Source organism: Bacillus sp. S2(2024), assembly GCF_050474045.1.
Lineage (GTDB): Bacteria > Bacillota > Bacilli > Bacillales > Bacillaceae_G > Bacillus_A > Bacillus_A yunxiaonensis.
In genome coordinates this window covers 997,240-1,017,643 of sequence record NZ_JBFLUS010000003.1, presented here as the reverse complement: position 1 = coordinate 1,017,643, position 20,404 = coordinate 997,240, and the positions used below count along the sequence as shown (strand labels likewise).

At 35.7% G+C, this 20,404-nt stretch carries 23 protein-coding genes; 11 read left to right on the top strand and 12 right to left on the bottom strand.

Going from position 1 to position 20,404, the window contains the following annotated elements; translation table 11 throughout:
• Positions 1-269 precede the first annotated feature (269 nt).
• The gene (locus tag AB1284_RS05160) at positions 270-419 is read left to right on the top strand and encodes a hypothetical protein (protein ID WP_336482677.1); all 150 of its coding nucleotides are present in this window, start codon (positions 270-272) and stop codon (positions 417-419) included.
• A gap of 281 nt (positions 420-700) precedes the next feature.
• The gene (locus tag AB1284_RS05155) at positions 701-1,615 is read left to right on the top strand and encodes a phosphotransferase family protein (protein WP_429751146.1); all 915 of its coding nucleotides are present in this window, start codon (positions 701-703) and stop codon (positions 1,613-1,615) included.
• Here the strand turns inward: AB1284_RS05155 and AB1284_RS05150 are convergent.
• Both AB1284_RS05150 and AB1284_RS05145 read right to left on the bottom strand, forming a co-directional pair.
• On the bottom strand, positions 1,612-1,773 hold the full coding sequence (locus tag AB1284_RS05150; RefSeq protein ID WP_429751148.1) for a hypothetical protein: 162 nt from the start codon (positions 1,771-1,773) through the stop codon (positions 1,612-1,614). The two genes, AB1284_RS05155 and AB1284_RS05150, sit on opposite strands and share 4 nt — an antisense overlap.
• Positions 1,774-2,420: 647 nt before the next feature.
• Entirely contained in the window at positions 2,421-3,599 is a 1,179-nt protein-coding gene (locus tag AB1284_RS05145) for a M20 metallopeptidase family protein (protein ID WP_429751150.1), read from the bottom strand.
• 319 nt (positions 3,600-3,918) lie between these two features.
• Here AB1284_RS05145 and AB1284_RS05140 point away from each other — a divergent pair, with 319 nt between their 5' ends.
• Genes AB1284_RS05140 through dltD form a run of 5 tightly spaced genes read left to right on the top strand, consistent with a single transcriptional unit; the run spans position 3,919 to position 8,249 of the window.
• Positions 3,919-4,065, top strand: a complete 147-nt coding sequence (locus AB1284_RS05140; RefSeq protein WP_429751151.1) for a teichoic acid D-Ala incorporation-associated protein DltX — start codon at positions 3,919-3,921, stop codon at positions 4,063-4,065.
• A gap of 12 nt (positions 4,066-4,077) precedes the next feature.
• Positions 4,078-5,592 carry a D-alanine--poly(phosphoribitol) ligase subunit DltA gene (gene dltA / locus AB1284_RS05135; protein ID WP_429751152.1) on the top strand — a complete coding sequence of 505 codons (1,515 nt, stop codon included), beginning with the start codon at positions 4,078-4,080 and terminating at the stop codon, positions 5,590-5,592.
• The gene (dltB, locus tag AB1284_RS05130; protein ID WP_429751154.1) at positions 5,589-6,779 is read left to right on the top strand and encodes a D-alanyl-lipoteichoic acid biosynthesis protein DltB; all 1,191 of its coding nucleotides are present in this window, start codon (positions 5,589-5,591) and stop codon (positions 6,777-6,779) included. The genes dltA and dltB overlap by 4 nt, the downstream gene beginning before the upstream one ends.
• Before the next feature lie 58 nt (positions 6,780-6,837).
• A complete protein-coding gene (dltC, locus tag AB1284_RS05125; RefSeq protein ID WP_020061867.1) occupies positions 6,838-7,077 on the top strand; it encodes a D-alanine--poly(phosphoribitol) ligase subunit DltC in 240 nt (79 codons plus the stop codon).
• Positions 7,074-8,249 (top strand): D-alanyl-lipoteichoic acid biosynthesis protein DltD, encoded by a 1,176-nt coding sequence (dltD, locus tag AB1284_RS05120; protein WP_429751156.1) that lies wholly within the window; start codon positions 7,074-7,076, stop codon positions 8,247-8,249. Before dltC ends, dltD begins: the two co-directional genes overlap by 4 nt.
• Positions 8,250-8,280: 31 nt before the next feature.
• Here dltD and AB1284_RS05115 read toward each other — a convergent pair whose 3' ends face one another.
• Positions 8,281-9,366, bottom strand: a complete 1,086-nt coding sequence (locus AB1284_RS05115) for an NAD(P)H-dependent flavin oxidoreductase (RefSeq protein ID WP_429751158.1) — start codon at positions 9,364-9,366, stop codon at positions 8,281-8,283.
• A gap of 114 nt (positions 9,367-9,480) precedes the next feature.
• Here AB1284_RS05115 and AB1284_RS05110 point away from each other — a divergent pair, with 114 nt between their 5' ends.
• Together AB1284_RS05110 and AB1284_RS05105 are read left to right on the top strand one after the other, a co-directional pair.
• On the top strand, positions 9,481-10,383 hold the full coding sequence (locus AB1284_RS05110) for a S66 peptidase family protein (RefSeq protein ID WP_429751160.1): 903 nt from the start codon (positions 9,481-9,483) through the stop codon (positions 10,381-10,383).
• A 64-nt stretch (positions 10,384-10,447) separates the two neighbouring features.
• Positions 10,448-10,795, top strand: coding sequence for a hypothetical protein (locus tag AB1284_RS05105; protein ID WP_429751162.1), 348 nt, complete (start codon positions 10,448-10,450; stop codon positions 10,793-10,795).
• A gap of 26 nt (positions 10,796-10,821) precedes the next feature.
• Here the strand turns inward: AB1284_RS05105 and AB1284_RS05100 are convergent, their stop codons facing one another.
• Entirely contained in the window at positions 10,822-11,220 is a 399-nt protein-coding gene (locus tag AB1284_RS05100) for an SseB family protein (protein ID WP_429751163.1), read from the bottom strand.
• Positions 11,221-11,564: 344 nt separating this feature from the next.
• On the opposite strand from AB1284_RS05100, the gene AB1284_RS05095 reads away from it, so the two are divergent.
• Positions 11,565-11,747 carry a DUF3913 family protein gene (locus tag AB1284_RS05095; RefSeq protein ID WP_336482665.1) on the top strand — a complete coding sequence of 61 codons (183 nt, stop codon included), beginning with the start codon at positions 11,565-11,567 and terminating at the stop codon, positions 11,745-11,747.
• 23 nt (positions 11,748-11,770) lie between these two features.
• Here the strand turns inward: AB1284_RS05095 and AB1284_RS05090 are convergent, their stop codons facing one another.
• From AB1284_RS05090 to AB1284_RS05065, 6 genes are all read right to left on the bottom strand, one after another.
• Entirely contained in the window at positions 11,771-12,790 is a 1,020-nt protein-coding gene (locus AB1284_RS05090; protein WP_429754347.1) for a CPBP family intramembrane glutamic endopeptidase, read from the bottom strand.
• Between the two features lie 119 nt (positions 12,791-12,909).
• Positions 12,910-13,686, bottom strand: a complete 777-nt coding sequence (locus tag AB1284_RS05085) for an ABC transporter permease (protein ID WP_429751165.1) — start codon at positions 13,684-13,686, stop codon at positions 12,910-12,912.
• Positions 13,686-14,588, bottom strand: a complete 903-nt coding sequence (locus AB1284_RS05080; RefSeq protein ID WP_429751167.1) for an ABC transporter ATP-binding protein — start codon at positions 14,586-14,588, stop codon at positions 13,686-13,688. The genes AB1284_RS05085 and AB1284_RS05080 overlap by 1 nt, the downstream gene beginning before the upstream one ends.
• Before the next feature lie 14 nt (positions 14,589-14,602).
• On the bottom strand, positions 14,603-15,394 hold the full coding sequence (locus AB1284_RS05075; protein ID WP_429751169.1) for an ABC transporter permease: 792 nt from the start codon (positions 15,392-15,394) through the stop codon (positions 14,603-14,605).
• Positions 15,391-16,089 carry an ABC transporter ATP-binding protein gene (locus AB1284_RS05070; protein ID WP_429751171.1) on the bottom strand — a complete coding sequence of 233 codons (699 nt, stop codon included), beginning with the start codon at positions 16,087-16,089 and terminating at the stop codon, positions 15,391-15,393. The genes AB1284_RS05075 and AB1284_RS05070 overlap by 4 nt, the downstream gene beginning before the upstream one ends.
• Positions 16,077-16,466, bottom strand: coding sequence for a GntR family transcriptional regulator (locus tag AB1284_RS05065; RefSeq protein WP_336482659.1), 390 nt, complete (start codon positions 16,464-16,466; stop codon positions 16,077-16,079). Before AB1284_RS05065 ends, AB1284_RS05070 begins: the two co-directional genes overlap by 13 nt.
• A 193-nt stretch (positions 16,467-16,659) precedes the next feature.
• Here AB1284_RS05065 and AB1284_RS05060 point away from each other — a divergent pair, with 193 nt between their 5' ends.
• Entirely contained in the window at positions 16,660-17,568 is a 909-nt protein-coding gene (locus AB1284_RS05060; protein ID WP_429751173.1) for a DMT family transporter, read from the top strand.
• 414 nt (positions 17,569-17,982) lie between these two features.
• Here AB1284_RS05060 and AB1284_RS05055 read toward each other — a convergent pair whose 3' ends face one another.
• Together AB1284_RS05055 and AB1284_RS05050 are read right to left on the bottom strand one after the other, a co-directional pair.
• Positions 17,983-19,200 (bottom strand): acyl-CoA dehydrogenase family protein, encoded by a 1,218-nt coding sequence (locus AB1284_RS05055; RefSeq protein ID WP_429751174.1) that lies wholly within the window; start codon positions 19,198-19,200, stop codon positions 17,983-17,985.
• A 12-nt stretch (positions 19,201-19,212) separates the two neighbouring features.
• Entirely contained in the window at positions 19,213-20,400 is a 1,188-nt protein-coding gene (locus AB1284_RS05050; RefSeq protein WP_429751176.1) for a CaiB/BaiF CoA transferase family protein, read from the bottom strand.
• Positions 20,401-20,404: the final 4 nt, after the last annotated feature.

Genomic DNA, 20,404 nt, shown 5'->3' with positions numbered 1-20,404 from the left:
GATTTTCTTCATCCCCCACTGATGGAAAGCTCTCACCAATCGGGTTTTAACGAGCAGTTATCCCCCATCTATCTTCTGCAAAAAAATGGAAGAAGCTCGCTCAGAATGTGAGGGGGATGAAGCTTCTGACGTAGAGATGTTTTTTACCTCGTAGGAAGAAGCGAAGCTACCGAACATTCTAGCCACTGAAGCTACAATGCTTTCATCGAGTCTTGAGGTGGGGGTCTTACTGCCCGCAAATAGCGGGATAAAAGAAAGGGCGAATTCATATGAATAATAACTCAGCAAATTCAAGTAAAAGGGTTATAAAAACACAAAAAGGATACGCTGGAGATTCTTTAGACAAACATAGAGCTATCGAAAGTGCGAATCTTGATTTGAGTAAAAAGGAGATACAGCAGCAAAACGAGAATTTATAAAGTTAAACTTCCACCAGTGAGGGATCTTCATCCCCACTGGTGGAAAGCTCTCACCAATTGGGCGCATGCCAGCAGTTATCCTTCATCTATCTTCTGTAGAAAAGCGGAAGCGGCTCGCCCAAAATCGCAGGAACGCCCGCACCTAAGGCAGAAAGGCGCTTTTTGCCTCGTCCGAGGGGGCAGATTCTAGCCGCTAGAGCTGGACAACGCTTCTCTCTTAATCTTTGGGTGAGGATCTTACTGCCCGTTAATGTAGAATAATAAAAGAAAGAGACGAAAAAATGACATACTATATGCAATACATTCGAAAAACACTCCCGAATTTGCCTATCCATTCCTTTCATCAAGATGAAAGCGGTTGGGATAATGTTGCTATTCTGATAAACGATGAATGGTTATTTCGATTTCCTAGAAAAGTTGAATACGCAAAAAAAATCACTCGTGAAAAACAATTATATGAGGTACTGTCTCCTATGTTGCAAACACAACAAATAGAAGTACCAAACTATCATATTCTATACGAAAATAAAATAGATACAACTCCTATTTGCAGTTACTATAAAATGATTCATGGTAAACCATTCAAACCATCTTACTTACATAATCTCTCAATTAATGAAAAAACAAAAATTGTTACCCAACTTGCATCATTTCTTGCTGCTTTCCATACAGTTCCTATTACACTTGCAAAAGAGTGGGGATTTCAAGTTGAACAAACAGCTGAATATTGGAAAAAGTTACATATGAAACTACAACATTATCTGTTTACTACACTTACAATAGAAGAAACGAAACGATTGAATAAACTATTTCAAACATTTTTAGAGCAATTATATACAAGTTCATCCTTACAAACAGTTATTCATGCTGACTTAACACACAAACATATTCTATTTCACCCTCTTCTTAAGCACATTGCTGGTATCATTGATATAGGAGATGCACAAATTGGTGATCCTGCATTTGATTTTGCTGGATTATACGCTGATTATGGCCATACCTTTACATTAGAAGTATACGAAGAATATGCAACTTTAACGAATAACAAGGACGCAACATTTTTTGAACGGATTATCTCCTTTTATCAATACAGTCCTATACTACACAACCTTGTATATGGTTTTGAAACAAATGATTCAAACATGATTGAAAATAATCAAGAAAGACTGTTACATGTTTTAAAGGGAATACGCTAAACGCTTTCCCTTAATTTCTTTTCTTCAAATCCCATTATTTTCTTATCCATTTCTATTACTAATTTATACAGTTGAAATGCTTGAAAAATTTGTAGTCGTATCGAAAAAGGAGCCTTTTGTTTTTCTAACCATTGAAATACTTCTAATTCATTCCCCATTCAACATTCCTCCTCTTTATTTTTCATCCCCTTACACTATGAACTTAATTCATGAAACGCTTTTCATGTCAACAATAAAAAAGATGCTTTTTCGCATCTTTTTTATGATAATTCGCCATTATTTTAATCGAGGTTTCCTCTGTACTTACTCCGCCTCGCTCTCATCATTAAGAAAGATAGTTTGCAAACTCTATACCAAAACGAAGGCACTCTTCAGCATCTTCATCTTCTGGCGTTGATTCTACTTTTAATCCTTTTAAGTACAACATAACTTTTTTTTAAAAATTGATGAAAAGATACAAGCTTGTCCGGAAGACATACATATATTATAAATGAGCATAGTTCTTTCTTAACCCTCTCAAACGGAAAGAAATAGAAGCAACTGCGATACTCGCAGTTGCCTTTTTTTATCCCATAATATAAAGTGAAACTTCCATCAGTATGGGGTTTCTTCATCCCTCAATAATGGAAAGCCTCGCCAATCCAGTTATCTCCCATCTATCTCCTTTGCTTTCTCTGAATCTTGAGGTGGGAGTCTTACTACCCGAAAGTAGCTGGATAAAGTGAAACTTCCATCAACGAAAAGATTTTTCTAAAAAAAATCACTTGTTACAAAAAACCTATTCAACTATCCACTGTTTATTAATTTATTCTTTCAATAACTTCATTGCCGCTTGCAAAAATAATTGTGCACCACGAATTAATGCTGTTTCATCCACATCAAATTTCGGATGATGATGTGGATAACAAGTATCTTTTTGTTTATTTCCCGTTCCTAACTTTATAAAACAACCTGGAGCCTTTTGTAAGTATGCAGAAAAGTCCTCACCTCCCATAGAAGGAGAAAGTGAGATAATACTTTCTTTTCCAAACAATTCAATGGCACTATCTTCTACTACCTTTGTTACATAGGAATCGTTTATTACCGGATTGTATCCATAACGATACGTATATGAGTACGTTGCATCATGCGCTGCTGTAATTCCTTTCACAATTTGTTCAATAATTTCTTTAGATTCTTGTCGTAATGTGTTCTCAAAACAACGCACCGTTCCTAGAATTGTTGCTGTCTCAGGAATGATATTATCAGCTGTTCCTGCATGAAATTGCGTGACTGATACCACCCGTTGTTCAAACGCATCCGTCCGTCTTGACACAAGATGTTGCAAATTCGTAATAATTTGTGCACCAATTGCAATAGGATCCACTGTTTGTTTCGGATGAGCAGCATGTCCTCCTCTTCCTTTAACTTCAATTGTAAATACATCCGGTGCTGCCATCATTGGTCCATAGGAAATTCCTATTTGTCCACTCCCTAGTCCTGACATTACATGAAGACCAATGACATAATCTACCCCATCCATAACTCCTGCTTCCACCATCTCTTTTCCTCCGCCAGGGTATTGTTCTTCAGCATGTTGAAACAAAAGACGAATTTCTCCACCCCAGTCTTCATTGTATTTTGCTAACGCCTCAGCCACGCCTAGCAAAATTGCTGTATGTGCATCATGACCGCAAGCATGCATAACTCCTGGTACAATAGATGCATATGGTTTCATCGTTTGTTCCTGAATTGGAAGTGCATCTATATCTGCTCGAATCGCAATAACATTCCCTGAACCTTTTCCTTTTCTTCTTGCCATTACACTACATGTTGTTGGCCTTGTTAGATCAAAATAAGAAAATGAGTGCAATGTATCATATATAAACTGTGCTGTATGCTTCTCCTGAAATGACAATTCAGGGTGCTGATGTAAATAACGTCGCCACATTCGAATGTTTTCTTCAGAAAGATATAATAACCAATCTACTTGAGATGATTTCATTCAGTTTAACCCCCTATTCTATTTTCAAGAATCTTACTCTATCATCATGACCTTATTCCTTTGTACAACAAGATTTTATGTACTATTTTAGTTAGAAGAAATATAATCAGACCTCTTTCAAATACAAACGAATTACAATTCTATCTGGAATGTAATATAATTGTTAAGTTAGGGATTTTCTTTTTTTATATTTAGTGCTACTATCAGAAAAGAGCCTTTTGATATTACATTTTCCTAAAATGTGGAATCTCTGTGTTTTTCAAAGTAATGTAGGATATGATACTTACATACGGATACTATTTTATAGAGGGGGACAGACATGAAAACAATAAAAGAAATATGGTCTCAACCACTCACGCAATGGGTTGCAAAAACTTGTTATTACCTTGCGATTTTACTTGCTTTACTATGGTTGTATGGATTCCAAGATACAAACACAAGTACATTTATTTACAATGAATTTTAGGGTGGGAGCGTTATGATGTTATTAGAACAAATCGAAAAGTGGGCGGTTGAAACGCCTGACCAAACCGCTTTCGTTTGGCGAGATGCGAAAATTACGTACAGACAATTAAAAGAAGACTCTGATGCATTAGCATCTTGGATTTCTTCTCAATATGAAGATGACCGTTCGCCAATTATGGTATACGGACATATGCAGCCAGAAATGATTGTCTGTTTCTTAGGGTGTGTCAAAGCTGGGCATGCGTACATTCCAGTAGATGTATCCATTCCAGTTGATCGTGTGCTACGTATTGCAGAAAGTTCTGGTGCAAAGCTACTTGTATCTCCAACAGATGTTACAATAGCTGATTTACCAGTTCAGATTGTTGATGGAACTAAATTAGAAGATATTCTTCTTACTCATAAAGGAAAAAGAGCAAATCCTGAACATGCAGTACAGGGTGAAGACAACTTCTACATTATTTATACATCAGGAAGTACTGGAAATCCAAAAGGTGTACAAATTACGTATAATTGTCTTGTAAGCTTCACAAAATGGGCAATTGAAGATTTCAACTTACAAACCGGACAAGTCTTTTTAAACCAAGCACCATTCTCATTTGACTTATCTGTTATGGATATTTATCCGTCATTAGTAACAGGCGGTACACTATGGGCAATTGATAAAGATATGATTGCACGTCCAAAAGATTTATTTGCTTCTTTGGAACAATCAGATGTACAAGTTTGGACGTCTACACCATCCTTTGCAGAAATGTGTTTAATGGAACCATCTTTCTCAGAAGGTATGCTTCCAAACATGAAAACATTCTTATTCTGCGGTGAAGTATTATCTAATGATGTTGCAAGAAAATTATTAGAGCGCTTCCCAAAAGCTACTATTATGAATACATATGGACCAACAGAAGCAACTGTTGCTGTAACTGGTATCCATGTAACAAATGAAGTAGTAGACAAGTATCAATCTCTTCCAGTCGGTTACTGTAAATCAGATTGCCGCATCATCATTATGAAAGAAGATGGTACTGTTGCACCTGATGGTGAAAAAGGTGAAATCGTAATCGTTGGTCCGAGTGTAAGTGTTGGATACTTAGGAAGCCCTGAATTAACAGAAAAAGCATTCACTGTTATTGACGGCGAACGTGCTTACAAAACAGGTGACGCTGGTTATTTAGAAAATGGACTTCTTTTCTATAATGGTCGTCTTGATTTCCAAATTAAACTACACGGTTATCGTATGGAATTAGAAGAAATTGAACATCACCTTCGTTCATGTTCGTATGTGGAAGCTGCTGTGGTACTTCCAATTAAAAAGGGTGAAAAATACGACTACTTATTAGCAGTTGTTGTTCCGGGTGAACATTCTTTTGAAAAAGAATTCAAATTAACATCCGCGATTAAAAAAGAACTCAATGAACGATTACCGAATTACATGATTCCACGAAAATTCATGTATCAATCTTCTATTCCAATGACACCAAATGGAAAAGTAGATCGTAAAAAATTATTGAGTGAGGTTACAGCATGACCCCATATGCATCATTTTATTTTTTCGTGATTGTGGGCATTTTGCTTATCCCTACCATCATTGCTGGGTTACAAGGGAAAATGCTGCGCAAATATAATGCGGTTGTAACACTTATTATGCTGGCGATTATCTTTTCGGATAAACCAAAACAAGCTGTTGCATTAGCAATATTTGCAATTTGGCAATTTATTTTGATTAAAGGATATTTAACACTGCGACAGCGTGATAACAAAACGAGCATCTTTTGCGCTGCTGTGATTTTGTCAATTTTACCGCTTATCTTAGTAAAAATCACACCTGTTGTACCAGCTTTAAAATCAACCGTATTTTTTGATATACCAGCTATAAAATTTGTCGTATTTCTTGGTATATCATACGTAACCTTTAGAGCGGTACAAATGATATTTGAAATTCGCGATGGGCTTATTAAAGAAATAACTCTATTTAAGTTTTGGGAGTTTCTTCTGTTCTTCCCAGCGATTTCAACAGGCCCGATTGATCGGTATCGTCGCTTTCAAAAAGATGTAGAGAAACCACCATCAGCTGATGAGTATAAGGCAATGCTTTATACAGGAATCAATCGTATTTTCCAAGGTTTTCTTTACAAATTTATTATTGCGTACTTAATTAAAAACCATATTTGGGATGCAGCAATTTCTAAACAAGCTACATTTGTTTCATTTATGACTGATATGTACGCTTATAGTTTATATTTATTCTTTGACTTTGCAGGATATAGCGCATTCGTAATCGGTGTAAGTTATATAATGGGTATTAAAATGCCTGAAAACTTTAACAAACCATTTTTAAGTCGTAACATTAAAGACTTCTGGAACCGCTGGCATATGACATTATCTTTCTGGTTCCGCGACTTTATTTATATGCGCTTTGTCTTTTTTGCGACAAAGAAAAAACTAATTAAGAACCGCTATACAATTTCTTATATCGGTGCATTTTTAAACTTTGGAATTATGGGACTTTGGCATGGACTAACGTGGTATTATATTACGTATGGCTTATATCATGCAATTTTGTTTATTGCGTTTGATATATTCGAACGTAAAAATAAAAAGCATAAGTTTTGGCCAAATAATAAATTCACACATGTCCTTGGAATTATCATTACATTCCATTTCGTTTGTCTCGGTCTCCTACTCTTCTCTGGTAACTTAGGCAGACACTTTTAGTTAAAAACTTCTTAGGAAGTTACACATAATACATTATGGATATAAAGGAGAATACACAATGGCTGAATTTAAAGATCAAGTATTAGATATTTTAGAAGAAGTATGTGAAAATGATATCGTAAAAGAAAATACAGATGTACAATTATTTGAAGAAGGTATTCTTGATTCTTTCGGTACAGTATCTTTATTAGTAGAATTTCAAGAACGTTTAGGTATTGAAGTGTCTATTTCTGACTTTGATCGCGACGAATGGGCAACACCAAACATGATTATTAAGAAACTGGAAGATATGCGATGAAAAAAACAACGTTTGGCCCGATGCTTCTAGCATTTGCTCTTTTTTGCGTGGTGTTATTTATCCCATCACGCTTCCTTTTACCACTTATCGGGGAGCAAAAGGTCAACGATGCCTCAACATCTTTAAATAAAGAAATGTTCCAAGGCATTGCACTGCAACAAAAGGCGCTAGAAGATCCAAAATACCTTCCGATGTACGGTTCATCGGAATTTTCTCGGTTAGATGTATATCATCCGTCTAACTACTTTAAAGTGAAAAATGAAGAATTTACTCCGTTTCTTATCGGCCGCGGGGGAACACAAAGTCTTACTCATGTGTTAAATCTAGCATCATCAATGGATCAGTTAAAAGATCGTAAAATAGTTTTCGTCCTTTCACCGCAATGGTTTGTAAAACAAGGGTTAGACGAAGTTCATTTTGCACCAAACTTTTCATCTCAACAAGCTTATCATTTAATCTTTAACAATGAATTAAAGCCTGAAATGAAAAAACAAATTGCAAACCGCTTATTAAGTTTTGAAATTGTTCGTAAAGATACACTCCTAAAAACTTCTTTAGAAGGAATCGTATATGACGATACAAAACATAAAGTGAAAGCAGCGGCGGCAAAACCATTTGCGTATGTATATCGTAACATTTTAGATCGTAAAGACTTAGTTACATCAATGTTTGATATTCAACCGCGAAAAACACATACAGATCCTGAATTAAAGTCACTTGCTTGGACTACTATTCGTAATCATGCAGAAAAAACTGGTGAAGAAGAATCTCAAACGAATCCATACGGCATTGAAGATCGCTACTATAACAAAGGGATTAAAAACAAATTAGAGCGTCTAAAAGGATATCGAGCAAATGAATCATTCAATGAATCGCCAGAATATGACGATTTCCAATTAGTTTTAGACATTTTAAAGCAACAGCACGCAAAACCATTATTCATTTCTGTTCCAGTTAATGGTCCATGGTATGATTACGCTGGATTCCCGAAAGAACGACGTGATGTGTACTATAAAAAAATAAATGACCAAATTAAAAAAGCTGGATTCCCAGTTGCAGATTTTTCAAGCCATGAATATGATAAGTATTTCTTAAAAGATACGATGCATTTAGGTTGGAAAGGCTGGGTATATGTCGACGAGGCACTTCAGCAATTTTATAAGAGTAACTAAAAAGAGCGCTTGAATTTTCAAGCGTTCTTTTTTATATATAGATTGTGCTTTGTAATCTTTCTAATGTCTCTTTCGCCTCTTTAATCACTCGCATTATAATTTGCTGTGCCTCTTCTGTTCTGGCCAAAGAAGAAGCTTGCCCTGCCCAAAGTGACATATATTGACTATTATTTTGTATCGTTGCTGCTTGGCGAATTTCTGTTGTTAATACATTTTGAATTGGATATACAGGAAATTTTTCTTCTTTACTTTCCAATTGTTCAATAAAAGTATTTCGAATCCCTCTCGCATATTTCCCCGAAAATGCACGAGTCATTGTCGTACTTTGGTCTGTACTCATTATAATTGCCTCTTTATGTGCCTCATGAGCTACACTTTCATAACAGGTTAAAAAGGCTGTACCCATTTGTACCCCTTCGGCACCAAGTGCATAGGCTGCCACTACTCCCCGTCCATCCATGATTCCACCTGCAGCAACAATTGGAATATGCGGAACAGCATCAACAAGCTGCGGAATAAGCGCAGTCGTTCCAATCATAGAATCTTGTTCTTTTCCTAGAAATGTCCCGCGGTGTCCCCCTGCTTCACTTCCTTGTCCAACAATAATATCTACTCCTAAATGAGCCAATATCTTCCCCTCTGCTACATTCGTTGCCGTACCAATTACTTTTATACCCTTTCTTTTTAATAATTCTATCTCCTCCTGTTTTGGTGTATCAAAAGTAAAACTAAAAACAGGAACATTCTCCTCAATAAGAACTAGCAGCTGTTCTTTGTAATTTTTCGGCAACTGTACCGTTTGCTTCTCTATTCCCAATTGCAATTTCTCTCGCATAGGCTTTAGCAGGTTTTGTGTCTCTTCTACTTGTTTTTCGTCAATTTCCACTTCTTTCGTAATAAATAAGTTCACTGCAAATGGCTTATCTGTTAACTGACGAATCGCACGTATGGCTAAACGGATTTGTTCAGGGCTCATATATCCTGCACCCAATGTACCCAATCCTCCACTGTTAGATACAGCGGCTACTAGCTCTGGGGTTACAATTGTTCCCGCCATCCCCGCCTGAATAATAGGATATGTGATTTGCAATTTCTCACATACTCGACTATGGAACATCTTTTCTTCTCCCCTTTCTCTTATACTTTCTTGTCATACCAAATGATTTCCTTCTTTTCACAAGGATCGAATATCATATAAGTGAATATAGTGAAAGAAAAGGAGGGAATTTTGATGCAGTATCCTAAACCGTTAAAATACGGAGATACCGTTATGATCATTGCTCCAGCAGGTCCACCATCTATAGAGCATATTCTTCAAGCAAAACAAAAATTAGAAGAACTAGGATTGTTTGTTATAATTGGACAAAGCGTACAAGAAAAACGAGGCTATTTAGCCGGCGATGATGCCATTCGTGTTCATGACTTACACAAAGCCTTCGCAGATCCATATGTAAAAGCTATTTTTTGTGCAAGAGGCGGATATGGTACCGGTCGCCTTCTGCCTTATATTAATTACGCACTAATTCGAGATAACCCAAAAATCTTTTGGGGATATAGCGATATTACAGCCCTACATATTGCTTTTGGACAATTTTCACAACTCGTTACTTTCCATGGTCCTATGATGGAGGAATTGGGAAAAGGCCTTGATTCTCCCTCTTTCTCCTCCTTCAAACAACTCTTCCATCCGTACTCTATTATTTTAAAAGGAGCAGAATTTATTCATTCTTTTGCTTGTTCTATCACCGCCCCTCTTGTAGGGGGAAATTTAGCTGTAATTACAAGCACACTCGGTACACCTTACGAAATTGATACAAGAAATAAACTACTTTTATTAGAAGAAATTGCAGAAGAACCGTATCGCATTGATCGCATGTTAAATCAATTACGCCTAGGAAAGAAATTTGAACAATGTGCCGGCGTAATCTTTGCAAGTTGTCACAACTGTACATCTCCAAAACCATCTTTATCTATTTCTGAAATTCTATATGATTACATTATCTCTTATAATATCCCTCTTTTAAGCGGTTTACCAATTGGGCATATACAGCCAAACATAGGAGTGCCTCTTGGCGTTCCTGCTACAATAAATGGAAAACAAAAAACGCTTTCTATCTCTTCTGGTATAAACTAAAGCTTCCATCAGTAAGAGTTTCTCCATCACCCATCTATCTTCTTTAGTTCCTCAAAACCTTGAAGTGAGGGTCTCTGTTACTGTCAACTTATATGGAAACAAAAAAGGAGAAGCTTGTCTTACTTCTCCTTTTTTGTATTCAGTTATTCTTATTGTTATCATTCTTGTTTCGATAATTCCAGTAATTCAAATTATTCATATAGTTCCAGTTATTCCAACAGCAGTTGTTGTTATTGTTATTCTTGTTGTTGTTATTGTTGTTGTTGTTGTTATTATTGTTGTTATTATTGTTGTTACGATTATTCCAATAGTTCCAGTTATTCCAACAGCAGTTGCTGTATTTGTTGTTGTTGTTATTATTGTTAGCCATCTATCTCCATCCCCCCTTGGTCAAGCTACTAATACTATATGACGCATAGGAGAAATGGTAACGGTACTTTATAGATAATAATTAAAAATTCTTCCCGAAGCAATATCAGCAGTTTCTGGAGGTGTAAATGTTTTATCAAGATCTGTACCAATATTTAAGACCGCTGTTGCTTCCGCATCAATGTTCTCAAATAATTCTTTTCCACGAATCGTAATCACAGGTACATCTTCAGGCAGTACGGCTTGTAAAAATTCAAGCTGTGTAAAAAATGGTAAAATCCATCTTCCATCACCTTGGAAATAACGTAAATGCACTGTTCCTTGTGAATCCCCTTCTTTTACATCAACTGTTCCTGCAACATAAACATATGTTGTTAACAATGTTTCGTAAAATTCTTTTTGTTTTTGTTTATCATCATCAGCTAATACTAATAATGTTTCTAGTTTTTTTACTGGAATATGTGCCATACGCTGCCACCTCTGTTTTCAAAATTATTGTAATGTAATTATACAAAATATTCTTATTTTTTTCTATAAAATTATTCTTTATTTTCTCACTATAATATTAAAGTAAAAAACTTTTTTTACTACAATCTTTATCTAAGCAATTCAAAATTTCTTCTACGGTCACAAGTGTTGTAAATTCATCGTAAAGATTCAGCAATGTCATTAATACCTAATGTTGAACATGTCTTTCATGAGTGAAAATTTTTTTTGTTAAATTCATTCAAAAAATACGTAAAAACCCCTTACAAAAAGAATAAAAATGTATTATTATGTATTAAAATACAAAACAAGAAAGGGGCATCACGGTGAAAATTTGGTTTTACGAAAAGACAAAGACAATGGATGATTTGCTTGGTATTTGGGACAATGTTCCAACTATTCCAAGAATCGGTGAAAAAGTAGAAATTTTAAAGAAGGTACGTACTGTAACAGATATTAAATATATAAAAAACGGAAACAATTTCCACGTAGAAATACTTATTTACTAAAGAGAAAGGCTCTCCATTTTTCTTTAGGAGAGCCTTTCTCTTTCATTTGCTTTTTTAATCACAATTGTATCATCAACTAGTTCCACTTTTACATAATCACGTTCTTCTAAACGCAAATGATTGACAGCTTCATCAGGCAATTCGACAGCCATATAGCGTTCTGTTAATACAACTTTACTATATGTGGCTTGCTGTGCAATCAAGTCAGCTTGTTTTTCCTCTTGAATGATCCGTAATGATGGTAGTCCAACTTCTTTTACGGTACGCCAATTGTTACGAATAAAGGGAACAAGCCATAATAAGCTAATAATAATAACCAAACCAACCCATAAATTACTCTGTGCTTGCAGATCAGCGATTTTCACTGCTTCTTGTGCGCGACTGCTATCACTGAATTGAATGATGCTAACAACACTATTGTTTAAGGCATGCACAATAATATTTGTCCATAAGCTTTTTGTCTTAATGTATAAAAGACACATAACAACGCCAAATAAAAACGCACCAATCACATCAATATGCCCGAATCCAAAAATAAGTGAAGAAACGATAATAGCACGTTTCACACCCCATTTATACGTCATTCGATTTAAGAAAAAGCCGCGAAAAATCACTTCTTCCATAATTGGGGCAAAGATACAAGCTGAAATCACACTAAAAATCTTTGTAAAAGTAGTACTCATATCAATAACATTTCCATCACTTAATAAATTAACTAGAAAATCAGGAATTAGCTGAGCTAATATGTAATATTGAATAAAAGATATACCAAATGAAAAAATCATTCCCATAGCAGTAGCAATCAAAATTAGCGCCCATGGAATTAATGCTGGTTTATCAAAAAAACTTGTAAATACTGCGTTATGTTTTTTCATCTTATAAAATAACCAAAGTAACGGAAAAATAAAGAACACCAATGTTTCTGAAATAAACTCAAATGAACTGCTTTCAATACTCCCTAATAGAAGATATGCAATAAATGCACCTAAAATCATCCATCCAAAAAAACTTCGAAGTCGAATACGTGAAAATGCAAGATTAATAGAAAACACCTCCAACATGATACATTTACATTATAGAATCAATATAATGCAATATCTTTTTTTATTTATCATGATATAACTAAAGGAAATAAATCCCCGCTTAGCGGGGATTTATTTCCTTATAGAACATCGCGCTTTTGGAACAATGCACTGGAAGCAACAAGTAAAATAGCAAAATGAGCTAATACAAATAACAAAGAAGTTGTAAAGTTAAACTCTGTAAATATTGGTTTGGCCCCTTGACTGAGCAACACATTACTATCATACATATTTAAATTTAAGTGAAACATTACAATATATTTTGCTATACCTTGGGCAAATTGGAATACTAGCATTTTTAACATTCCCTCTATGAAGAAGAAAAATAGTGTAATAACTAATGGTAAAACTGATTTTCTAAAAATATTCGCTAGCAAGAATGCAACTGTTGGATAAAAGAATATCGGTAAAATATTATATGCAAAACGTTTTAACAAAATTGCAAAAGTTACCGCTCCAGTGTTCCCGCCAAATGCAATGAGACCAATTAACATGGCTGTAAGTAAAGAAGCAATACATACAAATAATATAGCTAAGAGAACTGTAATATACTTTGAAAATAATATCGTAATTCGCTTTCTCGGACGAATTAACAATTGTTTAATTGTTCCTTTTTGAAATTCTTCTGTAATTGTGCGGGATGCTAGTGTAATACCAAAGATTGTTGCAAATGTAGCAATCATTCCAATATTTTGCTCTGCGAACATGATAAATCCTTCGATTTTCAGTTCAGGTGGAGCCCACTTTTTGAAAATAACTGCTCCTGCTATTTCTAATACTGCTAGTACGACTAACAAAATATACATACTCTTTTTCGCATGTAACTTTAAAAACTCGTTTTGAATTAATTTTATCATTATGCTTTCCCTCCCCCTGTAACTGCTAAGAATTCATCCTCTAATGATTTATTTTGAACTGTTACACCGTACACAAGAACATCAGCATGCACTAAATTTTTCACAAGTTGTGGAATTTCCTCTTTCATGACAGACACAATAATTTTCTTTTCTTGTACGGTTCCTTTTAGCAGTTCATTTGCTTCCTCTACTTGATCCACTTCAAATGCTACTACAATTTGATCGTCATCTTTTACTTGTTCGCGTAAACTATACTCTTGCACAAATTGTCCATTCTTAATAATAACGACACGATCACACATCAGCTCAATTTCACTTAGCAAGTGACTTGATACAATGACTGCAATGTTTTCTTCTTTTGCTAAATGCTGTAAGTAATCACGAATTTCACGAATTCCTGCCGGATCTAAACCATTTGTTGGCTCATCTAAAATTAAGATTTTCGGATTATGCAAAAGCGCTTGTGCGATCCCTAAACGTTGTTTCATACCAAGAGAATATGTTTTTACCTTTTTATGAATCGCATGCTCTAGTTCAACAAGCTTTACAATTTCTGCAATTCGTTCTTTACGAATTGGCGTAACAGCCATATTAGCAAAATGCTTTAAATTTTGCATCCCTGTCATATATTCATATAGTTCAGGATTCTCTACAATTGCTCCAATGCACTCTAACGCTTTCTCACGCTCAGTACGTATACTGTGACCACAAATTGTAATATCGCCTTCTGTTACTGAAATCAGACCTGTCATCATCCGAATCGTCGTCGTCTTCCCGCTCCCATTTGGTCCAAGAAAGCCGTATACTTCCCCTTCCTGCACTTCAAACGAAAGACCGCGAATAATTTCAGTACTGCCTATTTTTTTATGAACATTTTCTAATTTCACTACTACATTTCCCAATGCCTGTTCCTCCTTTAAATTTCTAATTTTTTGTCAATGATGTAGGATGTTATGAATATGAAAAGGAAAGTCGATAACAATATAAAGCATACATACGAAATACTTGCCCCTTCATTAACATAAAATGACGTTTCGAAAAAACCATTTTTATCTATAAATCCAACATTTTTTGTATAAAATACATATCTATCTATTTTTTCTAAGAGAGTAGTTGTAAAGAGTTGAATTCCGCCAAAAAGAAAAAAGAAAAATATAAATAAAACCTTACTTAATAAAGAGTTCACATTAAAGAGTTTTATAACTGCAATTATGAAATATATAGAAGCTAACAAACTTGTTAAATCTATAATCCATAAAAAGATAGAAAAGAAATGATGAAATATCCCATAATTATATAAGTGGTGCATTGCTCGTTGAATCTCTCCATTTGTGTTTTTCTCGTAAATATTCAAAGAAAAAAAATGAACAAATCCCAAACCTATCAAAGACAGTAGAATAAACATTAGCGTAAAAAATAATAGATTTGCATATAAGTACTTTTTAGATGGAACAGCTGTATAACGAATCATAGAATTTTTTAACATTCTCCGAAAAGATGAGACTGCTATTAATCCAATTGAAAATACCGTTATAGTAAATAATAATATAAACAAAACCAATATTATATTTTGTTTTATTGGAGTCATGTGCTTAAAAGAACCCATAAAATTAAATAAAAGAATAAGCGAAATCGTAATAAATCCCGTATAAATTATCCATATTTTCTTTTTATTACAGTTATATAAATAATGGAGAAGTTGATTCATTGTCCAAAAACCTCCTTGAACAACTCATGTATTGCTTTTCCTCTTTGAAAACGAATATCTTCTACATTTTCATATAGCACAATTTCTCCATCCTTTAAAAAAATTATTTCATCAAATAAGTTTTCAATTTCGCCAATTAAATGAGTAGAAATTAAAATTGTACAGTCTTCGCGATAAAATTGGAGAATTAACTCTAGTACATGCTCCCGTGAAACAAGATCGATTCCGCCAAGCGGCTCATCTAACACATATAGTTTTGCATCTCGTGAGAATGTTAAAATAAGCTGTAGTTTTTCTACCATTCCCTTTGATAAAGCATTAATTTTTTCTTCTAACGGAATTTTGAATTTTGCGATTGTATCCACTGCTTTTTGAATATCAAAATCTTCGTAAAAATTGCGATAAAAAAACAAAGCATCTTTTACAGTCATCCACTCTTCAAATATAGGACGGTCAGACATGAATGAAACAATTTTTTTCGTTTCTAGACCTACTTTCTTACCAGCAATGAAAATATCTCCTTGAGAAGGATGCTGCAAACCTACAATCATTTTCAGCAACGTCGTTTTCCCGCTCCCATTATCCCCAACAAGACCAATAATTTTCCCTTCTGTTATCGTTACGTTTACATCTCTAATCACAGCTTTTAAATCATAACGTTTCCATAGATTTTCTATTTTTACTAATTCTCGCATCTGTTCTTCCCCTTTTTCTCTTCTAATGAAGAATGAAGAATGGACAACATTTCCTCCTCTGAAAACCCTAAGTTGTTCATTCCATTTATAAAGGCATGAAGCAACTCTTTCGCCATACCCTTTCGCAGCTCCATAATCTTCTCTCCTTCAGTCGCTACATATCTTCCCATTCCTCTACGTGTCACAACGATACCCTCGCGTTCTAACTCTTGAAATGTACGTTGAATTGTATTCGGATTCACCTGTAACTCACTAGCTAATTCACGTACAGAGGGGATTTTACTACCAGGCGATAAATGACCTGTTACAATTTCCTTTTTTATGTATTCCATCACCTGAATGTAAATAGGGATGTTGGGAGAAAATTCAATTTTCATTTCTTCCTCCTAATGTTATAGTGTACTAGTTAAATAATACACTGTTATGTAAATAATGTAAATTATAAAATTTAAATTTATAAACTTTATAAGTGGAATTATTTATCCCGCATTAACGGGTAGTAAGACCTCGACCTCAAGATTAGGAGAGACGCGTTGTCCAGCAATCTCCGGTCGTTTCGCCCCCTCGGACGTGGCAAAAAGCACCTCTCTGTCGGGTGCGCGGGCGTCCTGCGATTCTGGACAAGCCGCTTCTGCTTTTCCAGCCATACGAGTCGGATTAGAATCCTATAATCCTGAGCATTTAGTTTTGCTTCGCCTATTAATCGCTTCGCTAGCACTTATTTTCTTCGCTATATTGACTCGCATGCAACTACCAGAATGGAGAGATGTCCCTATTATTCTCGTATTAGGTTTGCTAGGGTTTACTGTTTACCATGTAGCCCTAAGTGCCGGGGAAACAACTATTAATGCAGGTACTGCAAGCCTGTTTGTTTCTACTTCTCCCATTTTTTCATCCATATTAGCTGCTTTATTTCTGCATGAACGATTTGGGCTTCGAGGCTGGATTGGATCTATTATTAGCTTTGGTGGTGTCGCTATTCTTTCATTAGGAAAAGATGGTCATTTTACGTTGAACATTGAAGCTTTGTTAATTCTTCTAGCATCCTTTTCAGAAAGCATATACTTTGTATTTCAAAATCGATATTTAAATAAATACGGGTTTCTTGCATTTACTTCCTACACAATTTGGTCCGGTACATTTTTCATGCTTCTCTTTCTCCCAGGATTAGGAGAAAGAATTATGCATTCATCTATAGAAACAACACTTAGCGTTGTCTATTTAGGCCTCTTTCCTACTATGATTCCATATTTTGCTCTATCTTATATCGTATCACGTATAGGAACATCCGAAGCAACAACTTCTTTATACTTAACACCCGCTCTAGCAATTATTATTTCTTGGATATGGATTGGAGAAATTCCTACTGTTTTCTCAATACTAGGAGGAATCATAACTATATTCGGCGTTATTATAACAAATATAAAAATTGATAAAAAAGAAACCCAAATAATGAAATTCGATCAAAATATTATGTAAACTATAAATCTTACTTACCAAATGAAGAAAAAGGCTGTCTCCAAGAAGGAGATAGCCCTTTTCTTCCTCTTAATTTTATCCCGCTATTCGCGGGCAGTAATACTCCCACTCGGCGAAAGCATTGTTCAGTTCCAGTGGCTAGAATGTTCGGTGGCTTCGCTTCTTCCTACGAGGTAAAAAACACCTCTACGTCAGAAGCTCCATCCCCCTCACATTCTGGACGAGCCACTTCCACATTTCTTTGTTGTCCAGCTCTAGCGGCTAGAATCTCCGGTCGTTTCGCCCTGCGATTCTAAGCGAGCCGCTTCCGCTTTTCTAAAGAAGTTAGATGGGAGATAAACTGCCCGTAAATGCCCGATTGGTGAGGGCTAATAATCAGTGGGGATGAAGCTCTCCACTGATTAAGGTTTCACTTTATTTCGTTACCACTTCTGCCTCATTTTCTTCAAAAGGCCACTTCGGTAACATGTTACGAAGTTCCTTATCAGAACGATATCCAAGTGCGTATTCCGCTTGCATAATCGTATGAATTTCACGTGTTCCTTCGTAAATAACTGGAGCTTTTGCATTTCGTAAATATCGTTCTACTGGGAATTCATTCGAATATCCATAAGCACCGTGCACCTGCACCGCATCATTTGCCGCTTCAAATGCAGCATCACAAGCAATCCATTTTGCTAAAGATGTTTCCTGTGTATTACGTTTCCCTTCATTTTTTAACCATCCTGCTTTATAGACCAATAAACGTGATATTTCAAGATTCGCAGACATTTTCGCAATCATTTGCTGTACAAGCTGATGTTTTCCAATTTCTTTTCCAAATGTTTTCCGCTCTTCACAATACTTTACACTCGCTTCTAAACTTGCTTGAATGAGCCCGCACGCCCCTGCCGCTACTGTGAAACGGCCGTTGTCTAATGATGCCATTGCAATTTTAAATCCTTCTCCCTCTTCTCCAAGAAGATTTTCCACCGGCACTTTCACGTCATCTAGAAATACTTCTCCTGTATTGCCTGCTCTAATACCAAGCTTTCCTTTTATGGCTTTTGTTGATATCCCAGGAAATGTTCGTTCTACGATAAAACAAGAAATACCGCGATGCTTTAATTCTGGGTTTGTTTTTGCAAATATTAAGAAGTGGTCTGCAACATCACATAAAGAAATCCATGTTTTAGATCCATTTAATACGTAGTAATCACCTTGTTTTACCGCTGTTGTTTGCATAGCAACAACATCTGATCCTGCATTTGGTTCAGTTAAACCGAACGCCCCAATTTTTTCACCTTTCGCTTGTGGAACAAGGTACTTTTGTTTTTGTTCTTCTGTTCCCCATTGAAGAAGTGTCATGCTATTTAATCCCGTATGTACAGATACAGCTGTACGGAAAGCTGTGTCACCACGTTCTAATTCTTCACAAACAATAGCGAGCGTATTATAATCCATACCAACACCGCCATATTGCTCTGGAATACAAACGCCCATAAACTGTAACTCAGCTAAACGCTTCAAGATTTTTTCTTCAAAATGTCCTTTTTCATCCCATTCTTTAATGTATGGAATAATTTCATTATCTACAAATGATCTCACTACTTTTCTGACACTTTGTTGTTCTTCTGTTAAAGAAAAATTCATTTGTACTGCCTCCTATATCCATTGGTTTTTTTTCATTTCCGTAATGCTTTCCTGCGAATACCCCAGTTCTTTCAAAATCTGTTCTGTATGTTCACCGTGGAGTGGCGGATGTTTCTGCATCTGTACTGGTGTCTTCGCAAGTTTTAATGGTGAACCTACAAGTGTAAGATTTTCAATGGTTGGATGTTCCATATGAATTGTCATATCTCTCGAAACTGCCTGCTCTGTTTCTAACGCTTCCTTTACATTGAGAATTGGTCCATTTGGAATCCCTGCTTCATCCAAAAGTTGTTTCCAGTCCTCTTTCTTTTTCTTTTTCATTTCTTTTGCAATCATGTCTACAAGTTCTTCCCTATGCAAAAGACGATTTGCATTTGTTTTATAGCGATCTAAACGAGATAAATCTTGTCTACCAAGTAACAAACAAAACTTATGAAACTGTTCATCATTTCCAACTGCAACAACTAGATCTCCATCCTCCGCCTGAAATACCTGATACGGAACAATATTCGGATGCTGGTTTCCAAGTCTCTCTGGCAATTCTCCTGTACACAAATAATTGCTTGCTACATTTACTAATGCCGCTAATTGTGAATCAAATAAAGAAATATCAATTTCTTGCCCTTCTCCTGTTCTATTTCGATGCTGCAAAGCGGCTAAAATCCCAATACACGTAAAAAGACCTGTGAGCACATCTGCAATCGCAACTCCTACTTTTGCAGGCTCTTCATCCTTTCCTCCTGTTATGCTCATAAGTCCACTCATTGCTTGAATCATATAATCATAGCCAGGAAGATGTGAAGCAGGACCATTTCGGCCAAAACCGCTAATAGAAGCTAGAATAATGTCTTCCTTTACCTCTTGTAACACTTCATAACCAAGTCCCATTCTCTCAAGTGTTCCAGGTTTGAAATTTTGTACAACGATATCAGCATGAGAAACAAGTTTTTTCAAAACATCCTTTCCCATTTGTGATTTTAAATTTAATGTAAGCGACTCTTTATTACGATTTGCGCAAAGAAAGTAAGCGCTTTCTCCCCCTGTGAAAGGTGGCCCCCATCCTCTTGTATCATCGCCATTTCCAGTATTCTCAATTTTTATTACCTCTGCTCCTAAATCACCGAGAATCATCGTACAAAAAGGACCGGCAAGAACCCGAGATAAATCAATAATTTTGATTCCGTGTAATGCTCCCTCCAACCCC